Genomic DNA, 16561 nt, shown 5'->3' on the forward strand with positions numbered 1-16561 from the left:
CACTCAACCCCGTGACGGTATGGGCACTACTGCAGTGCGATGAATTCCTTGCCCGCGAGCATGTCCGGGCGAACTGCGAGAACGCCCTGGTCTGCCGTGTCAGCCGGAACAGCGAATGCAAGATCGCCGGTAGCGGTGCCACCTTGGTACAGGGGGCTGGTGTTGTCGAAGCGGTTTCCCAAAACAGCCATGGTGTCGAATGTGTTGACGGTGCGGACATCTGCGGACTCGCCATCGGCATTGTTGGAGACAGTGGTGTCGCCGCCGGTTGCCTCATTGATGCTGGAGCCAATCACTGCGATGAACATGATTACCGCGATGATGCCGAGTGTTGTGGCCTTTTGGAGTCTCGGCAGGCGTCGCCGCGCTTTGCGCTGGGTACGCCATCTGAGGGCTGTTCGGGAATCCAGTGCTTTCTGGACCAGTGGTTGGAGCAGTCATTGCAAGACTCCTTTGGAGAGAGCGGTGAGAAAGAATACCAAGGTCTCAAGTCCTTGAGTGAACCCGAATGAGACCGCGAGAAGCGGTCGCGATTAGTAGCCAAGAACGATTGAAAACTTTGGCGTCACGAAAGAGGAGTAGTGGCCAAAAATATATGGCGCATCATCTTCTTTTGAGAAGATTTCGCATAACGCCTGGTTTGAAATTTCGATGTTCAGCCGCGGCATTGCTGGACTCGTTTATAGGCTTTTTGCTGTCTGACTGTCACCGCCGGGACAAGTGTGCCGCTATGGAAACGAAATTGCGGTGGGTGAACTAGTTCTCTCGGAAAATGTCATGTAACCGCTATTACAGTTAGACGAGGCAGTTACGTGACCTCTTATGGGGATAGCTCCGCCGATTCACAAATTATTGGTCCTTTCAAAAGCAAGGAAGAAAATGGAGACCGCTCCTATTGCTGAGTGGACTTTCTTTGAAGAAGTCCCAATTCCAAACGATGTTACGGAATTGCTGATTGCGGGTGAACAGCCGCATGCTGCGTATAAGACTTTCCGCGACTCTGCGATCTTTACCTCAAAGCGCCTTATTATCCGCGATGCGCAAGGGTTGACCGGCAAGAAGGTAGAAATCTACTCAATTCCTTACTCCGTTATCACCATGTGGTCCACTGAAAATGCGGGAAGAATTGATTTCAATGCGGAAGTCGAGCTGTGGACGCGAGCGGGGCATCTCAAGATTAAGTTGGGCAAGAAGATCGATGTCCGACGTATCGATAATCTAATTGCGCATTGCGTTCTAAATAGCTCGCATTAAGCGGAGGAGTCCAAATTCCACCGCATCTGGAGAGATAGCCGCTGGGTGCCTCGAAGACAGCTAATTTTTGAATAGTTCAGCGAAAGGCTTTGCTTCGGGAACTTAATTCGAATCAAAAGCGTTGAACTTAGTGAAATCTTCAAATAATTCTCCAGCCCATCAGTTAGTTGATGCTGTTAGGCTGGGCCCGTTGCCCCCAGCGACTAATCCAGTGAAAGGAATCGGGAGTTTAATGCGTTCTAGCAATCCGGTAATGAACACCTTGACTAAGAGTCAGGGTTCGACCTCGCAGTACGGCGGAAACAATCCGTATGCTGCCGACCAAAACGTAAACCCGTTTGATCAGCAGGGCCGTGGCCAGTCTGCCGAGCGTCCGATGACTGTTGACGACGTCGTTACGAAGACGGGCATCACGCTTGCTGTGCTGATCGTCATGGCCGTCGTCAACTTCTTCATCGGTGTTCAGGTGAGCTACGGTCTTTCGCTGATTCTGACCATCGTGGGCGGCATCGGCAGCTTCGTCGTAACCCTAATCGCAGCTTTCAGTAAGAAGTTTGGCTCTGCGCCTCTGACCATCTCCTACGCGGTTCTCGACGGACTGTTCGTCGGCGGTTTCTCGCTGCTTTTCGCTGGTGTTAATGTTGCTGGCTCCGATGGCATGGCTCTGATCGGCCAGGCAATTATGGGCACTGTTGGTGTGTTTATCGGCATGCTCGTTGTCTACAAGACTGGCGCCGTTAAGGTCACTCCGAAGTTCAACAAGATTATGTTTGGTCTGATTGCAGGTGTGGCTGTTCTGGCACTGGGCAACTTCCTGACCGCAATCTTCTTCGACTTCAATCCGCTGCGCGATGGTGGCGTTATCTCCATTATCTTCTCCCTGGTCTGCATTGTCTTGGCTGCAATGTCCTTCTTGACGGACTTTGACCATGCAGATCGTCTGATCCGCATGGGTGCACCGAGCAAGACCGCTTGGGGTGTAGCCCTTGGCCTGACCGTGACCTTGGTCTGGCTCTACACCGAGATTCTGCGCCTGCTGTCCTACATCCAGAACCGCTAACGACGTTCTGGATTAAACAGCTTTACTTAGCCCCCAGCCTCCAAGGTGAGTCCTTGACGGCTGGGGGTTCTTTTATGCGCAACTGGAGGCTTAAGTTTGATAACTCACACTTTTGTAATTCGGGTGTAGAAATGGGGGAATCAATAAATGGTTGAGAGTTTATGGTTCTTCCAACTCTTTTACAGTCTTTTAATATGATTTGAGCAGGAAATATTTTCTTATTTGGGGTTTCGGCAAGGTGTCTTAGTGTCTCCCACAGCAGGGCAAATTTGACCCAATTCACATCTTGGCGCGACAGGCCGTGCAGATTCGTGCATCCTATTTGCGGGAGGCAGCCAGCGGCTAGCAGCCACAACAGCGGCCTCCGGCTCGTCATTGAAGTCTGATGAAGGGTAGTCATGAAACAGCAGGGGATTGTTGTAGCGCTGATTGTCAGCATGGGGGTGCTGACGGGCTGCGCTATAGACCTTGCTCCATGGAGCGCGAAGGAAAACCAGCCAGATTCCGTTCAGGAGGCTGGGGATACCGTCGGCACAAGTATGGAAAAGGCGGCAGAAAACGCCGACAATCCGGGGGATGCTGTGGAGGCTATTGGGGATGGGGGCTTCAAGGATTCCAATGACACGAGCGACAGCGGTGATGCTGGTGCGGATTCCAGCATCACCGCAGAAGGGGAGGGGAACGGCGTTCTGCCACCATTCGGCAATTTCGATCGCACCGACCCAGATTTTGATCTATTTGATCCTTGCACAGAAATTCCAGAGGAGAAGTTAAAGGAGGCTGGACTTCAAGAGCGTATAGGGCGTGACCTGCACTTTCCTGACATGAATCGATGTAGTTTTCACAGCTCGACTAGTGCGGCTGATGGTGCAATGGTCTCTTTGTCTTCCAGCAATGCTTCTTACGAGGAAGTAGAAGTGCCGTTGGGGCGTTCTGAAATCTATCGAGGAAAGGTCTTGCCAGTCGTTGCCTACGAGGAAGAGCTCGGTTCGGATCTAGTTTGTACCGTCAACCTGAAGACAGTTAGGGGAATGGTTAGCGTCGGTTTCGGGGATACTACTTTGCTAGAAGATAGTCGACAGAATTGCTGGCAAGCAGAACAGATTCTAAACAGAATTATTGAATAGCGCTGAATTTAGGGGGGAATAATGCAAATTAGGATTAGCAATTTGTTGGATGTCTATGACCGCGTTAAAGGGATGGCTCGAAGGACGGCGGAAATTGCGGCACGTGCGACTTCGCCAATTGATGGAAGCTTCTCCAGCGTCAATGGGGTAGGTGATGTGGGGGCGATTCATCAGCGAGTAATTGCTACAGATCCTGGCTCAGCCAGTAACTCGCTTCGTAGCTTCAACGAACAAATTCAGTGGTTGGCTAAGACGCTTATGGCTGAAGCTCACGGTTTTGAATCACAAGACTTGGCTAATAGTCGTGGTTTGGACATCGCTGACGCGGGCGGTTCTGTGGCGGGTGAGGCGATGCCGGTGATGAATCAGCCTGACCCGGGCTATAGCCCTTTTGGCTTCGTGATGCCGGTGGTCAATGTTGGTTCTGACTTGTTCGGGCTGGCGATGGACTTGTTGAATACCAAGATCTGGAGTGTTTCGGAGACGAACTCGCGGTGGCGGACGTTGTCTACTGAAGTTGCGGCGATTGTGGACGGATTGAATGAGGCGGCTTCTTCGCTGGAATCCGAAAATGATAGTGAAGCAACCGCGCGGGCAGCACAAAAGATCCGGACTGTGGCGGAATCGGGTAGTCACTTCATTGCTAATGCTGAGGTGATGAGCCAGAAACTTTTCGGCTTCCAAGCCAATCTGATGGCGTCGCAGCCAAAGGCGATGGGCTTGGCCATGTCCGCGATGGCGATTCCTGATCCAGCAGCACGCAAGGCTGCCGAGCAGGCAGGCCTGGCATTTATGCAAAGCGCACTCCAAACCCAAGTGGTCGCCGCGATGCCGTTCCAGCATCCACTGATGACCACGATGCCGCCTTCAGGCGGCGGAGACGTGAGCACCAACTTCGGCGGAGTAAACGGGAGCGGGCAGCGTTATAGCACTGCCAACGTAGCGTGGCCGAAGCATATCGCTGAAGCAATCTCGCGCGGAGAGCTTGGCCCAGGTTCTTTCGGGATTGTAAATGGCAAGGTCGAAGGCCTTGAGGGCTTAGGCATGAGCGATGCTGACATTCAGAAGTTCAATAATGACTTGGTCACCAATGGTCGGAATACACTTGCGGAACTAGGCGCGGGAGGCTTCAACCCGATCGCTGCCGGTGATGTCGGCACTAGGGGAGCAAGTGTCAATCTTGCTCCTGTTGCGCCAGGAGGTGCGGGCGCCGGTATGGGCATGGGCCCTGGTGTAGGAGCGGGTGCTCTTGGCGGGGCGCCATCGCTGGCTTCGGGTAGCGGTGCGACCTTAAACCCAGCGACTATGACCGCAGGTGCGGGAGCTACCGGTGGTCTTGGCGCGGGTGCAGGCACTGGCCCAATGATGGGTGCCTTTGGAGGCGTACCGGCGCTAGCAGGTAGTGCGTCGGTAAACGGGCAAGGGCATAGCCGCGGGCAAGGGCTGGGCCTCGGAGCATCGAACGCCGGCGGCCGTGGAGCGGGACGTCTTGGCGCTGTTGGACCAGGTGGAGCTTTTAGCGCCGGTGGAGTTGGCGGCACGGGAGGCATTGGCGGCGCCGGGCTGGCAGGCTCGGCAGGGTCAACCGCGGCGCCGAGTGCACGCACAGGCGCATTGGGTGCTGGCGGAGTAGGCGGTCCGGGTAATACGGCAGGTACCGCCGCAGCGGGCGTTAATTCGGCCCGGGGTGCGGGCAATACACGCGGTGCGATGGGTGGCCGAATGATGCCGTTGATGACAGGAGCCGGCCGGGGCGGCGGGCAAGACCGGCGCATCAAATCGGTGACCAGCAAAGTCGAACGCGATCCCAACCGTCGTGATCTGCTTGGTGAGCCACCGGCAGCATTGCCGGGTGTCATTGGGGCGTGGGCCCGCGAAGAAAGTTAAGTCGATTGTCGAAGAATGAGTAAAGCGCCCAGGTGGAATGCCTAGGCGCTTTACTGCTAGTGATTGCTAGCTGCTGCTTGGTGTGCAGCATCTGCCGGGATGTTTACTGAGCCGGAACTACCTGGGTCTCAACAACTACGTTCGGGTCGCCAGCGGCAGGAGCCTCGGAGCTGGCGGCCTCAGCACCAGTAGCCTCAGCACCGGTTGCTTCTGCGCCGGTAGCCTCAGCCTCAGGAGCCTGGGTAGCGGAAGCCTCGGACTGGGAGCCGGACTCTGCTGGCTTTGGAGCCTTGCCGGTGTAGGTGGAGGCGTTATCGATCTTCTCGCTGGTGGAATCCTGCTGGTTCGGTGGGTGGCAAGCTGCCAGGGACAGGCCTGCAGCGAAAACCAAACCAGCAGTTGCGAAGCGGGAGAACTTCTTCATGGGTGCTCTTTCTCCAGAATGAATTGAAATAAAAGAAAAGAAATTAGGACTCGCGCGGAGTTGCGGCCTTAGCTGAATCATACGGCGCTGCGGATTCCACCGTGACCGAAATGGTCTTGCCATTAGGTGCGGTGTACTCGCGGGTCTCACCCTCCTGAGCACCAATCAGTGCAGCGCCCAGCGGGGACTGCTCAGAGTAGGTCTCCAGGTCCTTGTTATCGGAAGCGGCAGCGCGGGTACCGATAAGGAAGGTTTCCTTATCTTCCTTATCGCCGTTGTAGTAAACGTGAACAACGGAGCCGACGGTTGCAACGCCCTCCTGAACGGCAGTGCGCTCAGTGGTGGAGTTAGCCAGGACCTCAGAGATTTGCTTGATGCGGGCCTCTTCCTGGTCCTGCATCTCGCGGGCTGCGTCGTAGCCTGCGTTCTCCTTCAGGTCACCCTCTTCGCGGCGCTCGTTAATCTCGGCAGCAACGACCGGGCGGTGGTCGATGAGAGCCTGCAGCTCAGCTTCAAGCTTGGCCTTGGTCTCCGGGGTGATGTATTGCTTCTGCTGCTCAGCCATAGTGCAACCTTCCGTAAAGCGGGGGTGAAGAAATGAAAATTATATGGATAAGGTCAGCTCCAAAGCTGCGATTTGCAGCCGCGACCTGTCCTAAGCGCTACAAATCCTAGCACATGCGCTGCGTCTGCCACGGCGTCGACTAGCGCGTAGGGCTCCGCACTTAAGGGGTGAATTCGCAGGCGAATTGCGGGGCGGGCGGCTATCGCCAAGCTACTGAGTAAGAAGAAGACGGTGCCCACCTTGAGCAATATAGATTGATAAAGCTATTTAGTTGCTGGACTGCTCAACGTAGTCAGGGTGCTCCATATCCAAGTAGGAAGGAATATTTCCCGAGCAACCATAAACGCCACCGGCTACTGCGCGGTGGTTAGTGGGGACGTCGACAGCAATGCGCTGGGTTTTCGGGCCGCCGGCAGGGACCGCGAACTCACGGCGTCCGACCTCTGCCTTGGAGTAATCGAAGGCCTGCACGATGCAGTATGCGTCTTCATCGATGTGGTTGCGGGTGACATCCGCCCACACACGGGTGGAATCGTCGGAAAGAACTTCGTGGGTGACGTAGGAGATGTCCGCGTTGACCTTCTCCTGTTTCTGGAAGTACTGCACGCCATAGATAATCGCGGCAATAAACATGGCGGCGAAGACCAAAACGATGGCTTTGTTTGTAATGCTCGAGGTATTATTCGCAGAGCTGTCTGCCGTGGGGCGGGCACCGTAGCGAGCACCTGAACGAGGGGTACCGGCGGAAGTCATGCATCTTAGTCTAACCAACAGTCAAGATTTTCAAACTATCCACTAGGATGGACCTCTGTTCCGAAATTCAGCGCTAGAGGAGATGAACCCTACTATGAGCGACAAGCGCCTACTAGCCATTCACGCGCACCCAGATGACGAATCTTCCAAGGGTGCTGCAACCACTGCGAAATATGCGGCTGAAGGTGCCGAGGTTCTGGTGCTGACCTGTACCGGCGGCGAGCGCGGTGACGTCATCAACCCAGCGATGGATAAGCCGGGTGTGAAAGAAAACATGGGCGAGATTCGCCGCGAAGAGATGGCGAAGGCCGCCGCAGCCTTGGGCGTAGAGCACCGCTGGCTGGGGCATGTCGATTCCGGCCTGCCAGGCGGTGATCCATTCGATCCGGATCTAAAGAATCTGCTGCCGGAAGGTTGCTTCGCACTTATTCCAGATGATGAAGTAGCGCAAGAGTTCGTGAAAACCATTCGTGAGTTCCGTCCCCAGGTCATCGTCACTTATGACGAGATCGGCGGCTATCCGCATCCAGACCACCTGATGGTCCATCGAGCTTCCATCATCGCCTGGGAAAAGGCCGGAGATCCTTCCTACCACCCAGAACTGGGCGAACCTTATACGCCGCAAAAGCTCTATTACTCGCATGGCTTTGTCTACCAGCGCATGAAGCTCTTCCATGATCTTTTGGAAGAAGAGGGAAAGACCAGCCCCTATGGCCCGATGCTGGCACGCTGGGATACGGCCTTTGGGGACATCATGGCGCGCGTTACCACTCAGGTAGAGTGCGCAGACTACTTCCAAAATCGCGAGGATGCCCTGCGCGCGCATGCCACCCAGATTGATCCGGCAGGAGCATTCTTGGCGACGAGCGTCGATGTACAGCAGCGCCTATGGCCCACTGAGGAGTTCGAGCTCGCGCAGACCCGCGTTGCTACTGAGCTGCCGGAGTCGGATTTATTTGCAGGAATTGCCGAAGTAGGGGAGTCTTAGAAGCATGAGCGCATTTGATTCGCTGATTCTTGCAGCAGGTGACGTCCACGCACAAGTTAACTACCTAGCCCAGGGTGCCCAGGAAGGCCCGATGGGGCCTGAGTTTGGCAAGGCCTCGCCAATTGGCCTTCTCATCTTGGCGTTGATGGGTGCAGCCGTCTTGTTTGCGGGGTGGAATTTCCACCGTCGTTACTCGCGCTTTCGTCGTCGCACCATGTTCGCCCAAGACCACGGCATCGACCCTTTCGATGACCAGGCTGTCGACGCCGCGATGAAGGAAGCGGGCATCTTCGACCAGAGCAAGCGCTCCTTCTTGTAGGTCAATTGCGGCCTGTCCCTCGTCTTGGATTGTGTTTTAAGGACTAACCGTGAACTTCCTCAGCCAGTTGCTTTATCCCCTGTATGAGGCTCGCCTCACGCGCGCTATCAAGGGAACCCCGCAGCCCCGGCACGTCGCCATCATGGCGGACGGAAACCGCCGCTGGGCGCGGGAGGCTGGATTCACTGATATCAGCCACGGTCACCGCCAAGGTGCGAAGAAGATCAGCGAGATGATCTCATGGTGCAAAGACACCGATATTGAGGTCGTCACCATTTATCTTTTGTCCACGGAGAACTTGAAGCGCAGCACCCAAGAGGTGCAGCTTCTCTTCGACATCATCTCGGACGTTGTCACCCATCTTTCCAAGGGCGACTTGGACTGTCAGATTCGCTTGGTGGGCCATCTGGATCTCCTACCGGCTAAGGTCACCGAGCGCATGCGCCTAGCAGCGCAGGCAACTGAGGGTAATAAGGGCGTCATCGTTAACATCGCCGTCGGCTATGGCGGGCGTCAGGAGATCGTCGACGCCGTGCAAAACCTTATCCGTGACGAGGCCGGGAAAGGCCATAGCGCGGAGGAAATCGCGGGCAATGTTACCGCCGAGGCCATCACGAGCCACCTGTATACCAAGGGCCTTCCGGACCCAGATCTTGTCATCCGTACCTCCGGTGAGCAGCGCCTTTCCGGCTTCTTGCTGTGGCAGGCGGCGTATTCCGAAATCTGGTTCACCGATACCTATTGGCCGGCTTTCCGCCGCGTGGATTTCCTGCGCGCGCTGCGGGATTACTCCCAGCGTTCGCGTCGCTTCGGCAAATAGGGCCTCATCTGCGCGCCTAGAAACCCCCGTTTACTAGAGCTTGCGCATGCGTACCTTTTCCACCAAGTGGTGGGAACCCTTGCGCAAAACCAGGGAAGCGCGCGGCTTGGTGGGCAAAATGTTTTCCACCAAGTTGGGCAGGTTGATGGACTGCCAAATCTCGCGAGCCTGCGCGCGGGCCTCCGTATCGTTCATCTCTGCATAGGCAGCAAAGTGCGCGCCCGGCTCACGGAAAGCGGTATGCCGCAGTTGCAGGAAGCGCTCGATGTACCAATGCTCAATGTCATCGACGCGCGCATCGACGTAGACCGAGAAGTCGAAAAGGTCAGAGACCATTAGGGTAGGCCCAGTCTGGAGGACGTTGAGGCCCTCTAGGATAAGGATGTCGGGCCTTTGCACCACCTGATGCTCGTCAGGCAGGATGTCGTAGGAAATATGCGAATAGACCGGCGCTTTGACTTCCGCTTTGCCTGATTTCACGTCGGTGACAAAACGCATGAGTTTGCGCCGGTCGTAGGATTCCGGAAAACCTTTGCGCTGCATCAATCCGTGCTCATGGAGCACCTTTGCCGGATACAAGAATCCGTCAGTGGTCACTAGATCTACTTTTGGGTGGGTCTCCCAGCGCTGCAGAAGCAACTGTAGAACGCGGGCAGTGGTGGACTTACCCACCGCAACGGAGCCTGCGACACCGATGACGAAGGGCACGTGGTTTGCGCTGTTTCCCAGGAATTCCTCCGTAGCAGCCGTGAGCTCCTGGCGGGCTGCTACCTGCAGATGGATAAGACGCGATAATGGCAAGTAAACGTCAGCGACCTCGTCTAGGTCGATGCGATCACCGATACCACGAAGCGCCTCGACTTCTGCAGCGGTGAGAACCTGGGGCATCGACAAGCGCCTTTGGCGCCAGGTTTCACGGTCGAAGTCAAGGTATGGACTGGAATCGGTTGCACGCGCCATGGCCACATTGTCGCACCTTATTTCTTTCTGGGAAAACCTTGGGGGATGAAATGGTACTTTCGTCCCCCGCGTGGGGGCGTGGCAGTTAATATGTAGGGCAGGTTTGAAACGACCAGTTAAGCAACCGAGAAGGGAATCAACGCTTCCATGACTGCCAATAATTCCGCAGACGTGCGCTATCAGGAGATGCGCGAGCTGGATCCGGACGTATTCAACGCCATCAACGGCGAAATCGCCCGTCAGCGCGAGACTCTCGAGATGATCGCCTCTGAGAACTTTGTTCCGCGTGCCGTTCTGCAGGCACAGGGCTCCGTTCTGACCAACAAGTACGCAGAGGGCTACCCAGGCCGCCGTTACTACGGTGGCTGCGAGCACGTTGATGTCATCGAAGATCTGGCACGTGAGCGTGCCAAGAGCCTCTTCGGCGCTGACTTCGCCAACGTGCAGCCACACTCCGGCGCTCAGGCTAACGCTGCGGTACTGTCCAGCCTCGCCGAGCCGGGCGACAAAATTCTGGGCCTGTCCCTGGCGCACGGCGGCCACCTCACCCACGGCATGAAGCTGAACTTCTCCGGCAAGCTTTACGACGTCGCAGCTTACGAGGTCGACCCAGAGACCATGCGTATCGACATGGATAAGCTGCGTGAGCAGGCTATCAAGGAGCAGCCGAAGGTCATCATCGCCGGTTGGTCCGCGTACCCACGTACTCTCGATTTCGCTGCTTTCCGCTCCATCGCGGACGAGGTCGGCGCAAAGCTGTGGGTCGATATGGCTCACTTTGCAGGTCTGGTTGCTGCTGGTCTGCATCCTTCTCCGGTACCGCACGCTGACGTCGTTTCCACCACGGTTCACAAGACCCTGGGCGGCCCACGCTCCGGCCTCATCCTGGCGAAGCAGGACTACGCTAAGAAGCTCAACTCCAGCGTCTTCCCAGGTCAGCAGGGTGGCCCTCTGATGCACGTCATCGCTGCAAAGGCAATCGCTTTGAAGATCGCAGCTTCGGAGGAGTTCAAGAACCGTCAGGAGCGCACCCTTGAGGGCGCACGCATCCTTGCTGAGCGCCTGACCGCATCCGATGCCAAGGCAGCCGGCGTTGACGTGCTGACCGGCGGCACCGATGTTCACCTGGTTCTGGCAGATCTGCGCAACTCTGAGCTCGATGGCCAGCAGGCTGAGGATCTGCTGCACGAGGTTGGCATCACCGTCAACCGCAACGCTGTGCCGAACGATCCACGCCCACCAATGGTCACCTCCGGCCTGCGTATCGGAACCCCTGCGCTGGCCACCCGTGGCCTCGATGCAGCAGCCTTCGAAGAGGTCGCTGACATCATCGGTACCGCACTCGCACAGGGCAAGAACGCTGATGTTGAGTCCCTGCGCGGTCGCGTTTCCAAGATCGCTGAGCAGTACCCGCTCTACGACGGTCTTGAGGATTGGAAGATGGTCTAAGGCAGCCAAGCGCTACCCCGCGCATCCGCCGCCTATAAAATTCCGGTTATGAACCTGCTGATCGTAGATAACCACGATTCTTTCACCTTCAATCTCGTGGACTACGTTCGGCGGGTAACCGGGTGCGAGCCCACGGTTGTCCCGAATGACATCCCGTGGGCTCGCATTGATCTGGCGCTTTACGACGCCGCTATCATCTCGCCGGGGCCTGGTAGCCCGGCCAATCCGGCCGACTTGGGAATTAGTGCCAATGTGCTGCGTGAATTCACCGGCCCAATCCTCGGCGTGTGCCTTGGCATGCAAGCTATGGTGCACCTTGCAGGTGGGGAAGTGGGCCTAGCTTCCGCCCCGGCACACGGTATTGTTACCGAAGTAGACCACGATGGCTCTGGGCTCTTCGAAGGCCTTGTCAGCCCACATCGCGTGGTGCGTTACCACTCGCTGGTAGCCCACCGTGTTCCCGAATGCTTCGATGTGACCGCCACCTGCGCCGACACTTTTGGCACGACGCTCACAATGGCCATCGCACACCGCACAAAACCCCAGTGGGGCGTGCAATTCCACCCGGAGTCACTGCTTACTGATTCTGGCCCGCAGCTCATCGAGAATTTCCTCGGCCTTGCCAGACGCTATTATGCACGCCAGTATTTCTGCGTACGCACTGTGGATAAAGAAGTCTCACTTGAAGATGCAGCTCGTGCGCTGACCGGAAATGCCTTTTGGCTCGACTTTGGCCGCTTTAGCATTCTTGGCGATGACTCTGGTCACAGGGCCCGACATCTCAGCTATAACTGTCAGCCGGGCAAAGACTTCTTCGAAGTGGCTAAACGCGAGTATGAACGCCACGTTCTCCCCGCGCGCGTTGGAGCTCCGATTCCCGGTTGCGACTTCGCCCTAGGGTGGGTGGGCTACCTCGGCTATGAAGTCGGCGTCGAAAAGCAGCGCTTCGCCCAGTCCCAAAGACATAGGTCACCGGGGCCAGACGCAGAGTTTATTTTCTGCGACCGGGCGATAGTGGTGGACCATGAACAGCGCAGAACTCACCTCTTAAGCTTCGCCGACGACAGCAAGTGGCAGCTTAAGCTCGCCACGGATTCGGTACCGCAAGCTCCCTGGCAAAGCCCTGGCCGGCTGGTCCACGGCGAACAAGAATATCTAGAACGTATCGCTGCCGCTCAGGACTATATGGTGCGCGGCGAGTCCTATGAGGTGTGTCTGACCAATCGCATTGAGTTGGAACCTGTGCCAAATCCCTTGGCGACCTTCCTCCAACTGCGCGCGGCTAATCCGAGCAAGCGCACCGGCTTCCTGGGGTTTGCCGGCAACGCGCTGCTATCGACGTCGCCGGAGCAATTCTTAAGCATTGACGCATGGCGAAACGTTTCCTCGACGCCAATTAAAGGAACGAGCCCGCGCGATACGGACCCAGAAATAGATGCGGCGAATGCGCGTAGTCTCCGGGGAGAAAAGACCACATCGGAACTGCTCATGGTGGTGGACATGGTCCGCCACGACATAGCCCGCGCCTGCGACGATGTGCGGGTGCCCCATGGTTTTCAGGTGCACTCTTATTCCACGGTGCATCAACTCATGTGTGAGGTAACCGGGCGCCTGAAGCAGCAGTCTAGCCCCATAGATGCGATTGAGGCCGCGTTTCCCGGCGGTTCCATGACCGGTGCGCCGAAAGAACGCACGATGCAGATAATTGACGAGCTTGAGGACACCTGGCGCGGCGTCTACTCTGGCGCCTTTGGCTACCTTTCGCTGACCGGTACGGCGGATTTTTCCATGGTGATTCGCTCAGTGGTCAGCAACGAACGCGGCGCTTATTACGGTGTGGGCGGGGCAGTGCTGGCTGTAAGCGAGCCTTCCGCGGAGTGGGAAGAAACCATGGTCAAAGCGCGCCCGCTGTTTAATCAATTGGGCATGACTCCAAGCGATCTTCACGCGCGGAAGGAACCACATGCTGAAAGCTCGGAGACCTTAGATGAATCACGTTGATTGCTGCCTGGTGGATTCTTTTCTGGTCCGTGAAGGGCGCGCTATCCGCCCCGACCTCCACCGCAAACGTTTCGGCGATGGTTATCCAGTACTCGGCGAAATCCCGCAGGAGGGGCAATGGTTTCCGCGAATTACAGAAAATGCTGTGGAATGGCGTCTAGCCCCAGCCCTGCGCACCCACTCGACGTTGTGGGTTCCAGAGACTGTGGATCCGCGGGAGCATCCATTGCTTAAAGGCCCGGATTTGCCTAAGCTCGCGGAGCTAAGACAAAAGGCCCGCGACCATGGTGCGGATGATGCGGTTTTGCATTCGGCCCGTGGGGTTGTCCATGAGGCCGCAAATGCGGCAATCGTGTTCAAAGATGAGAAGGGTCTCGTGATGGGCCCACATGGTTCTGTTCTGCTCTCGACCACCGTGCGCGCCACCGTCGAGGCGGGGCTTATTGATCAACCGCGCCGAGTGGAACTTTCAGTGGAGGAAGCTCTTCAGCTGCCAGCCTGGTGTGCCAGTGCACTGCATGGTTGGACGCCGGTAACGAAGTGGCTCATCGGCGGTGAAACGCTTGCCGGAGCAGAGCACCCAGCATTGGGCAAACAATGTCAAAGCGCTGCGGAGCTCAACGAACAGTTGTGGCAGTCCGCCGTGCCACTGGCAGAAGACTATTCCTAGATTTTCTCAGCCCTTGGTTCTGAGGTGGCGCTAGGGCCTTAAGATTTAAGACTCGTTAGCAGGAGAGTCTTCATAGGCAGGCTGCCCATTGCCGTCACGGTTTTCGGCATGTGCCTTGCGCGCAGCAGCCAGCCACTCCGGCATTTCTACCAAGAGTTCCTTGATCTCTGGAGTGGTCATCGGGCGGTCAAGTTCGTTCTTCTTTAGAGAAGTAACGGAGATACCGAGCTTCTGTGCCACGACGGGGCGTGGGTGTGGGCCGTTCAGGCGCAGGTCGACCAACCACTGTGGTGGGTTGTCTTGCAGCTCGCGTAGCTCTGCATGGCTGACAGCGGAGTTCTGGAATTCCTCCGGGGTAGCGGGCAAGTAGATGCCGAGCTTCTTCGCTGCGGTTTGCGCACGCATCGCGGTGCCAGAAGGCTGTTTATTCATCTCATTCACTCTCCCTACGGTAGCAGCACGGCGGGGGAGGTGTCACTGCCCATAAAGTGCAGGAACTAGTACTGAGCAAGCAAGACAGTACTATTGGCTGCATGCTGCGACTAGTCTTTGCCACGGGCACCGAACCAGGAAAATGGTTTGAACGATACCGCTCCAACCCGGATTATGGGGAGCTAGTCACTTTAGACGCTGATGATGCTCTTGCAACTTTGCTCGAAGGCGAAGCCGACCTTGCCTTGACCCGAATCCCCGCAGAGGGCGCGGATCCGCGCATCGATGATTCCTTCCATCTAGTGCGTCTATATGAAGAAGCCCCGGGAATTGCCGTTCCCAAGGATTCTGTTTATGCAGAGGTAGGCGAAGAGATTGAGCCCTCCGATGTTTCTGAGGAGCATCTGAACTACCGCATTGGCGATGACGCCCAGGTCGACGTCGAAGCAGTGCGTACAGGTCTTCAGGTGGTGGGCGCCAACGTGGGTATTGTCATTGCCCCGCGCCCATTGCTGAAGGTGCTCAGCAAAAAGCAAGTAGTGCCTTTGGCGTTCAATGATCCGACAGTGGCGCGCACTGCCATTGCTTTGGTCTGGCGAAAGGACCGCGATGGCGAGGACATCCAAGCATTTGTCGGGGTAGCTAAAGGACGAACCAAAAACTCCTCCCGCGGTACTGCGGTGAAGCTTAGCGCCCGCGAGAAAACTAAGGCGAAGCAAGCGCGCCGGGAAGCCGCGGCCAAGGGCCAAGGTGGCCAAGGAAAAGGCCAGCAAAGTGCCCAGAAAACGACAAGCTCTAGGTCACGGTCCGGTAACAAGCGGGCTGATCAAGGCCGAAAAACCAAACCGTTACCAAAAAGTAAGAAATCCTCTCAGCGGGGAAAACGACGCAAATAACGATATTTTTCGCCTAAATTGTTGAAAACTGGGTGGCTGCTGTGAGTGATCCGTCTATAGCGTTAATTGAGTTGCCGCAAGGCAGAAGAAATTCACATATTTAGAAAAGGATTATTAATCATGAACAAGATTTCCCGTCGTTTCGCCGCTGGCCTGACCGCAGCTTCCCTGTCCCTGGCAGTTGTTGCTTGCTCCGACGCTGAGGATGCAGCAAACAACGCTGGCGATGCCGCAAAGGACGCAGCAAGCCAGGCAACCGACAAGGCCGGTGACGCTGCTAAGGACGCCAAGGATAAGGCCGGCGAGGCTACCGACAAAGCTGGCGACGCTGCCAACGATGCCAAGGACAAGGCCGGCGATACTTCCGCTGATGCTTCCGACAAGATGAGCTCCGATGATTCCAAGGACGGCGCAGCTTCCGGTGAGATGAAGAAGATCAACACCCCGGCTGGCGAGGTTGAGGTTCCGGCCGCTCTGGCTTCCGCAATCGATGAGAAGTCCGCTGAGTGGGGCGACGTTCAGGATGTAGAAAACTCCGAGAATGGTTCCCTGGCTACCTTCGCTGAGGACAAGCTGATTGCCTTCAACGAGGAGTCCGGCGCACAACCAATCATCGGCAAGATCGCTGAGACCTGGAAGGGCGAGGGCGGCCTGGCAAACAAGGTTGGCCTGCCTACCGCTCCAGAGCAGGCTGAAGGTAACGGCTGGGTTCAGGAGTTCACCAACGGCACCATCAAGTGGATGAAGGGTGAGTCCGGTAAGTACGAGGCTACCGTTGAGTAAATCTCGCTAATTTAATAAAGCCGGCTAGGTTTCTACCTAGCCGGCTTTTGTGATCACTGGTGGTCCTCATGGTTGCAGTACCAATTCACGAGCTTTTGGCTGGCATGAACCTTGCGTTTTCGCAATGTTCATCTTTCACCCATGTAATTTCAACCTTTGGCGCTTAGCTTGGG

Annotated in this window: 18 protein-coding genes; 12 read left to right on the top strand and 6 right to left on the bottom strand. The window is 56.4% G+C overall.

From position 1 onward, the window contains the following. Nucleotides 1-26: 26 nt before the first annotated feature. Nucleotides 27-308, bottom strand: coding sequence for a hypothetical protein (locus HMPREF2692_RS02025; protein WP_070822574.1), 282 nt, complete (start codon nucleotides 306-308; stop codon nucleotides 27-29). Nucleotides 309-879: 571 nt separating this feature from the next. On the opposite strand from HMPREF2692_RS02025, the gene HMPREF2692_RS02030 reads away from it, so the two are divergent. From HMPREF2692_RS02030 to HMPREF2692_RS02045, 4 genes are all read left to right on the top strand, one after another. Next, nucleotides 880-1254 (top strand): PH domain-containing protein, encoded by a 375-nt coding sequence (locus HMPREF2692_RS02030; protein WP_070822576.1) that lies wholly within the window; start codon nucleotides 880-882, stop codon nucleotides 1252-1254. A 232-nt stretch (nucleotides 1255-1486) separates the two neighbouring features. After that, nucleotides 1487-2314 carry a Bax inhibitor-1/YccA family protein gene (locus HMPREF2692_RS02035; RefSeq protein ID WP_061921565.1) on the top strand — a complete coding sequence of 276 codons (828 nt, stop codon included), beginning with the start codon at nucleotides 1487-1489 and terminating at the stop codon, nucleotides 2312-2314. Nucleotides 2315-2712: 398 nt separating this feature from the next. Beyond that, complete coding sequence (locus HMPREF2692_RS02040; RefSeq protein ID WP_070822578.1) at nucleotides 2713-3441, top strand: DUF3558 family protein; 729 nt, start codon at nucleotides 2713-2715, stop codon at nucleotides 3439-3441. A 291-nt stretch (nucleotides 3442-3732) separates the two neighbouring features. Then, nucleotides 3733-5328: a hypothetical protein gene (locus HMPREF2692_RS02045; RefSeq protein ID WP_246823404.1), complete on the top strand. Its 1596-nt coding sequence runs from the start codon at nucleotides 3733-3735 to the stop codon at nucleotides 5326-5328. Between the two features lie 103 nt (nucleotides 5329-5431). Here the strand turns inward: HMPREF2692_RS02045 and HMPREF2692_RS02050 are convergent, their stop codons facing one another. The 3 genes from HMPREF2692_RS02050 to HMPREF2692_RS02060 form a co-directional block, all read right to left on the bottom strand. Beyond that, nucleotides 5432-5752 (bottom strand): hypothetical protein, encoded by a 321-nt coding sequence (locus tag HMPREF2692_RS02050; RefSeq protein WP_061921577.1) that lies wholly within the window; start codon nucleotides 5750-5752, stop codon nucleotides 5432-5434. Between the two features lie 43 nt (nucleotides 5753-5795). Beyond that, nucleotides 5796-6317, bottom strand: a complete 522-nt coding sequence (gene greA, locus HMPREF2692_RS02055) for a transcription elongation factor GreA (protein WP_061921580.1) — start codon at nucleotides 6315-6317, stop codon at nucleotides 5796-5798. A 267-nt stretch (nucleotides 6318-6584) separates the two neighbouring features. Beyond that, nucleotides 6585-7070 (bottom strand): DUF4307 domain-containing protein, encoded by a 486-nt coding sequence (locus HMPREF2692_RS02060; RefSeq protein ID WP_062035526.1) that lies wholly within the window; start codon nucleotides 7068-7070, stop codon nucleotides 6585-6587. 94 nt (nucleotides 7071-7164) lie between these two features. Here HMPREF2692_RS02060 and mca point away from each other — a divergent pair, with 94 nt between their 5' ends. From mca to HMPREF2692_RS02075, 3 genes are read left to right on the top strand one after another with little or no spacing between them, the layout of a single operon-like run. After that, complete coding sequence (gene mca / locus HMPREF2692_RS02065) at nucleotides 7165-8058, top strand: mycothiol conjugate amidase Mca (RefSeq protein ID WP_062041415.1); 894 nt, start codon at nucleotides 7165-7167, stop codon at nucleotides 8056-8058. Nucleotides 8059-8062: 4 nt separating this feature from the next. Beyond that, on the top strand, nucleotides 8063-8377 hold the full coding sequence (locus HMPREF2692_RS02070) for a hypothetical protein (RefSeq protein WP_061921590.1): 315 nt from the start codon (nucleotides 8063-8065) through the stop codon (nucleotides 8375-8377). 49 nt (nucleotides 8378-8426) lie between these two features. After that, on the top strand, nucleotides 8427-9197 hold the full coding sequence (locus tag HMPREF2692_RS02075; RefSeq protein ID WP_062035523.1) for an isoprenyl transferase: 771 nt from the start codon (nucleotides 8427-8429) through the stop codon (nucleotides 9195-9197). A gap of 33 nt (nucleotides 9198-9230) precedes the next feature. Here HMPREF2692_RS02075 and coaA read toward each other — a convergent pair whose 3' ends face one another. Continuing rightward, complete coding sequence (gene coaA, locus HMPREF2692_RS02080; protein ID WP_070456265.1) at nucleotides 9231-10157, bottom strand: type I pantothenate kinase; 927 nt, start codon at nucleotides 10155-10157, stop codon at nucleotides 9231-9233. 147 nt (nucleotides 10158-10304) lie between these two features. Between coaA and glyA the strand changes: the two genes are divergently transcribed. From glyA to HMPREF2692_RS02095, 3 genes are read left to right on the top strand one after another with little or no spacing between them, the layout of a single operon-like run. Next, nucleotides 10305-11606 (top strand): serine hydroxymethyltransferase, encoded by a 1302-nt coding sequence (gene glyA, locus HMPREF2692_RS02085; protein WP_061921596.1) that lies wholly within the window; start codon nucleotides 10305-10307, stop codon nucleotides 11604-11606. 48 nt (nucleotides 11607-11654) lie between these two features. Continuing rightward, nucleotides 11655-13607 (top strand): chorismate-binding protein, encoded by a 1953-nt coding sequence (locus HMPREF2692_RS02090; RefSeq protein WP_070822580.1) that lies wholly within the window; start codon nucleotides 11655-11657, stop codon nucleotides 13605-13607. After that, complete coding sequence (locus tag HMPREF2692_RS02095) at nucleotides 13594-14277, top strand: aminotransferase class IV (RefSeq protein ID WP_070433414.1); 684 nt, start codon at nucleotides 13594-13596, stop codon at nucleotides 14275-14277. The genes HMPREF2692_RS02090 and HMPREF2692_RS02095 overlap by 14 nt, the downstream gene beginning before the upstream one ends. 45 nt (nucleotides 14278-14322) lie before the next feature. Here HMPREF2692_RS02095 and HMPREF2692_RS02100 read toward each other — a convergent pair whose 3' ends face one another. Beyond that, nucleotides 14323-14709: a DUF5997 family protein gene (locus HMPREF2692_RS02100; protein WP_210386662.1), complete on the bottom strand. Its 387-nt coding sequence runs from the start codon at nucleotides 14707-14709 to the stop codon at nucleotides 14323-14325. Between the two features lie 101 nt (nucleotides 14710-14810). Between HMPREF2692_RS02100 and HMPREF2692_RS02105 the strand changes: the two genes are divergently transcribed. Further along, nucleotides 14811-15605: a LysR family transcriptional regulator substrate-binding protein gene (locus tag HMPREF2692_RS02105; RefSeq protein WP_070822581.1), complete on the top strand. Its 795-nt coding sequence runs from the start codon at nucleotides 14811-14813 to the stop codon at nucleotides 15603-15605. A gap of 120 nt (nucleotides 15606-15725) precedes the next feature. Further along, complete coding sequence (locus HMPREF2692_RS02110) at nucleotides 15726-16388, top strand: LGFP repeat-containing protein (protein WP_070822583.1); 663 nt, start codon at nucleotides 15726-15728, stop codon at nucleotides 16386-16388. Nucleotides 16389-16561 lie beyond the last annotated feature (173 nt).

The sequence above is a fragment of the Corynebacterium sp. HMSC036D03 genome, assembly GCF_001836185.1.
Lineage (GTDB): Bacteria > Actinomycetota > Actinomycetes > Mycobacteriales > Mycobacteriaceae > Corynebacterium > Corynebacterium simulans.

Bases quoted from the DNA above. Each gene is read 5' to 3' on its own strand.
- HMPREF2692_RS02025 (WP_070822574.1), bottom strand. From the start codon at position 308: ATGTTCATCGCAGTGATTGGCTCCAGCATCAATGAGGCAACCGGCGGC.
- HMPREF2692_RS02030 (WP_070822576.1), top strand. From the start codon at position 880: ATGGAGACCGCTCCTATTGCTGAGTGGACTTTCTTTGAAGAAGTCCCA.
- HMPREF2692_RS02035 (WP_061921565.1), top strand. From the start codon at position 1,487: ATGCGTTCTAGCAATCCGGTAATGAACACCTTGACTAAGAGTCAGGGT.
- HMPREF2692_RS02040 (WP_070822578.1), top strand. From the start codon at position 2,713: ATGAAACAGCAGGGGATTGTTGTAGCGCTGATTGTCAGCATGGGGGTG.
- HMPREF2692_RS02050 (WP_061921577.1), bottom strand. From the start codon at position 5,752: ATGAAGAAGTTCTCCCGCTTCGCAACTGCTGGTTTGGTTTTCGCTGCA.
- greA (WP_061921580.1), bottom strand. From the start codon at position 6,317: ATGGCTGAGCAGCAGAAGCAATACATCACCCCGGAGACCAAGGCCAAG.
- HMPREF2692_RS02060 (WP_062035526.1), bottom strand. From the start codon at position 7,070: ATGACTTCCGCCGGTACCCCTCGTTCAGGTGCTCGCTACGGTGCCCGC.
- mca (WP_062041415.1), top strand. From the start codon at position 7,165: ATGAGCGACAAGCGCCTACTAGCCATTCACGCGCACCCAGATGACGAA.
- HMPREF2692_RS02070 (WP_061921590.1), top strand. From the start codon at position 8,063: ATGAGCGCATTTGATTCGCTGATTCTTGCAGCAGGTGACGTCCACGCA.
- coaA (WP_070456265.1), bottom strand. From the start codon at position 10,157: ATGGCGCGTGCAACCGATTCCAGTCCATACCTTGACTTCGACCGTGAA.
- glyA (WP_061921596.1), top strand. From the start codon at position 10,305: ATGACTGCCAATAATTCCGCAGACGTGCGCTATCAGGAGATGCGCGAG.
- HMPREF2692_RS02090 (WP_070822580.1), top strand. From the start codon at position 11,655: ATGAACCTGCTGATCGTAGATAACCACGATTCTTTCACCTTCAATCTC.
- HMPREF2692_RS02095 (WP_070433414.1), top strand. From the start codon at position 13,594: ATGAATCACGTTGATTGCTGCCTGGTGGATTCTTTTCTGGTCCGTGAA.
- HMPREF2692_RS02100 (WP_210386662.1), bottom strand. From the start codon at position 14,709: ATGAATAAACAGCCTTCTGGCACCGCGATGCGTGCGCAAACCGCAGCG.
- HMPREF2692_RS02105 (WP_070822581.1), top strand. From the start codon at position 14,811: ATGCTGCGACTAGTCTTTGCCACGGGCACCGAACCAGGAAAATGGTTT.
- HMPREF2692_RS02110 (WP_070822583.1), top strand. From the start codon at position 15,726: ATGAACAAGATTTCCCGTCGTTTCGCCGCTGGCCTGACCGCAGCTTCC.